This is a genomic window from Priestia endophytica, from assembly GCF_026790145.1.
Classification (GTDB): domain Bacteria; phylum Bacillota; class Bacilli; order Bacillales; family Bacillaceae_H; genus Bacillus_I; species Bacillus_I endophytica_A.
Genome location: NZ_JALAMS010000084.1, coordinates 1 through 3,558, shown reverse-complemented (window position 1 = coordinate 3,558; position 3,558 = coordinate 1). Strand labels below are relative to the sequence as shown.

Genomic DNA, 3,558 nt, shown 5'->3' with positions numbered 1-3,558 from the left:
CGGAAGTTTACAATGTTAATGGTAATCTTTTGACATAACTCCCCATAATCCCTTCCTTCCTTCATTTGACTGCTATACATCTTAGACCAATAGTAAAGCGTTCTTTTTTCCATATCATGTTTATTATTAAGCTGAATTTCAATGTTTATACGGGTTCCATCTTCTAATTGAGCATGAACATCAAGAATGGATCGTTTATCTTCCTGGTTTTCTTTATTAAAATGTGGATCTAATAAGTGAACGGTCGTAATGTTCTTTTCCTCTGGTAAACGTAGAGCTGCATTTAAAAAAGCAGCTAAAATGGATTCATTTCCATGAGTCCCAAAAAGAGATTTAAAGGCAAAATCGACACGTAAATCTAATCGCTTTGTCATTATATCCTCCGTGATTTCTTCTTTTCTTTTAGTATAACATGAATCTTACTTTTTCCTCTTAAGTATACTTAAGCGAACGGTTTTTCAGGGGGAAGATAAAGACTTGAAAAGCTCCAAGTTATGTTATTTCACAATCGAATCATTTAATGGAATATTGATAGTTTACAACGGCTGATTTATGATTTATGCTATACACGAGGTACCATAATATTCCAAATAGGTGGATAATAGTGAGTTTTGTAAATATTGAGAATGACGAATTTGATACAGGGAACTTTAAAGTTCAGGTTGGTCCACACAGAAGAATCGATCCTTCCAATGGCTATGTATTTTTTATGTGTGAGCCTAAAGAGGGAGATGACACTACGTTTCTAGCTATCTTAAAAACTAAAAAGGGAGACCTTGTTTACCCTTCTGGAAATGAACATAATACAGATTTGATCAATTCTCTTATGATAAAAACAAATGAAATCTTAGACTCAACAGAAGCAATATATAAACGTGATCTTGCCCCAGAAATGCTAAACAATGAAGTAGTCAATTTTGTTAAGCAAGACTTAGACCCAACAAACGATGAAAATACAGTTATGAATTTTGACTTAGGTGGAGCTCTTAGTAGTATTGGAAACGCTATTGGGAACGCAGTGAAATCAGGCGCGGAAGCAGTGGCAAAAGAAGCTAAGGAAATTGGAGAAGGAATCGTAAACGCTGGAGAAAAAGTTATTCAAGGTACAAATATTGCCATAGATATAGGGAAAGTATGTGCTGATCCTGAGAATTTTCATAAACATATGCATGAACTTAGGGAGCACGTAGAGGGGAAATAAAAAAGTAAATTGCTGAATGATGAAATCGTTCTTCTGCGGGATTCAATAAGATCCTTATAATCTAGGACATAAGCCAAATTCCTTAACGCACAGGTATTTGGCTTTTTCTTTTCGTTTATATATACTTTTACGGACTGTTTTTAATACACAAAGTATCTTTTAATATAATTTAATTGAAGTTATTTCAAGGAGATATACTTATTTTTCATATATAAAACCCTCTTTTAATCTTCTCTAAAACACCTATAAATGTCATTTGTAAGACAATCCAATTTTTAGATCTTATGGTAACATATAGACCTATATATTAAAGAAGGTTGGGGATGATAGATTGTGACTCAAGAAGAATTTATATATTTCCGCAATGAGAGGGAACTTTATCTAGATGCCATTATAGAGAAGACTGTCACAGGAAAACAAAACATTGAGAGAAAAAAATTTCTTTACAGAAAGTTAGATCAATGGCGTAATATGGTTCTCCATCTTTACTCTGAACATGAAACAATGAAGCACTAGTGGCTCACTCATCACTAGTGCTTCATTTTTATTTAGAATCCTTCATCATATTTGCTACCCTATCATCCAAGTGATATCTTTTTTATAAAGCTTCTTTCGTAAAGATTGTTGTTAAAATCCTGAGGCCGATCTGAACGTAGAAATAGTTATTTTGTCGCTAATATTAAATTTAATAAAAGCCTGTTTCACTAGTGAAAACAAGATCAATCACCTTTTTTTCTCTTCATAAGCAACAAAGTTTGAGAAAAGAGCCTTTTATAAAAGAAAACAACGGAGACGATTCTATGGTAAAAGAAATAATATTGAATAATACTTTGATTAAAGTGCACAGTTTTGAAGAAAGAAAAGTGAATAATTCCACTGAGATTTCAGTTGGTTTTGAAGTCACGAGTGAGGCGTATCATGATATAGCAACGTTACTATATCAAGGGACATTTGATGTGAAAGTACCTGAGAGAGCCTTATCATTTAGAGGAACCATTAAGCAATATTCTACTTCGATTACAAATTTATACGAAAAAGGGCAAGTTGGAGATTATTCATTAACTTTGTTTGAAGTGAAGAATTAAGAAAGTAGGGTAGGAGTGATGAAATTAAGTATTTTAGATCAGTCACCAATTTCTTCAGATCAAACAGCTAAAGAGGCATTAAATGAATCAATGAAATTAGCTCAAGTTGGAGAAAATTTAGGGTATTCTCGCTATTGGATCGCCGAACATCATGATTTACCAGGACTTGCATGTTCAGCACCAGACGTGATGTTAAGTTATATTGGAGCTAATACAAATAGAATACGTATTGGGTCAGGAGCTGTTTTATTGCCTTATTATAAACCGTATAAAGTGGCAGAAGTTTATAATATGCTAGCTACATTGTTTCCTAATCGAATTGATATGGGTATTGGACGAGCTCCAGGTGGGTCGGCTGAAGCGACCAATGCATTATCTGATAACTTTTTGCAGCAGGTGTGGAACATGCCAAATTTAGTGAATGATCTACTTCATTTTTTAAATGATGATTTTCCTGAAGATCACGAGCACTCAAAAGTTACAGCTTCTCCACTCCCAGAATTTTCACCAGTACCTTATATTTTAGGCACAAGTAAAAAAAGTGCATTATTTGCAGCAGAAAATGGATTATCCTATGCTTTTGGAAAGTTTATGAGCGACAATGATGGAGCATCTATTATTCAAAAATACATGGATTCATTTACACCAAGAAAACAGGGGGACCGCCCTACGGTGATCTTGACTGTTTCAGCGATATGTGCAGAAACGAATGAACGAGCAGAAGAAATTTCCTTAAGTTCCCTTATTTGGTCCTTGTTAAAAGAAAAGGGAGAAGGTCACCTTGGTGTCCCTTCTATTCAAGAAGCAAAGCAATATGTGCTAAATCAAATAGAAAAAACGACACTACATAAGATGAAACAGAACATGATAATCGGGAATCCTCATGTAGTGAAACAGAAATTGAACGAGCTACAAACTTTATATAAAGTAGATGAAATCATGATTGTAACGATAACACACTCTCCGAAAGACCGGATTCGGTCCTATCAATTGATTGCAGAAGAAATACTAAAAGCATAAAATTGGCCGTATAAAACAATCAAAAGGTTTTATAGTAATGGCTATTCCAAATCTTATGGCAGCATTGATTTACATCATGATTTAATGTATATGATATGCAGAACTAGTTAAGTCGGGTAAGCAGGGGGCATCGCTGCCCCCAACTCCCCTAAGAACCGTGCTTGAAAGTTTCCCTTCACACGGCTCAAGCCTTCCTTTATCCAAATAACCACAACTTATTTCATACAAGGTTTATGTACAAGCTTATTTATC

Annotated in this window: 5 protein-coding genes; 4 read left to right on the top strand and 1 reads right to left on the bottom strand. The window is 34.4% G+C overall.

Annotation, left to right across the window (positions count from 1 at the left end):
• The coding region (locus MOC86_RS27175) for an Rpn family recombination-promoting nuclease/putative transposase (protein WP_268586997.1) at positions 1-374 on the bottom strand (374 nt) is incomplete at its 3' end.
• A gap of 230 nt (positions 375-604) precedes the next feature.
• Here MOC86_RS27175 and MOC86_RS27170 point away from each other — a divergent pair.
• The 4 genes from MOC86_RS27170 to MOC86_RS27155 all read left to right on the top strand — a co-directional run bounded on the left by MOC86_RS27170 (position 605) and on the right by MOC86_RS27155 (position 3,306).
• Positions 605-1,201 carry a hypothetical protein gene (locus MOC86_RS27170; RefSeq protein WP_268586996.1) on the top strand — a complete coding sequence of 199 codons (597 nt, stop codon included), beginning with the start codon at positions 605-607 and terminating at the stop codon, positions 1,199-1,201.
• Positions 1,202-1,534: 333 nt separating this feature from the next.
• Positions 1,535-1,717, top strand: coding sequence for a hypothetical protein (locus tag MOC86_RS27165; RefSeq protein ID WP_268586995.1), 183 nt, complete (start codon positions 1,535-1,537; stop codon positions 1,715-1,717).
• A 284-nt stretch (positions 1,718-2,001) separates the two neighbouring features.
• Positions 2,002-2,286, top strand: coding sequence for a DUF3219 family protein (locus tag MOC86_RS27160; RefSeq protein WP_268586994.1), 285 nt, complete (start codon positions 2,002-2,004; stop codon positions 2,284-2,286).
• A gap of 18 nt (positions 2,287-2,304) precedes the next feature.
• On the top strand, positions 2,305-3,306 hold the full coding sequence (locus tag MOC86_RS27155) for an LLM class flavin-dependent oxidoreductase (RefSeq protein ID WP_268586993.1): 1,002 nt from the start codon (positions 2,305-2,307) through the stop codon (positions 3,304-3,306).
• The last annotated feature ends 252 nt before the right edge of the window (positions 3,307-3,558 follow it).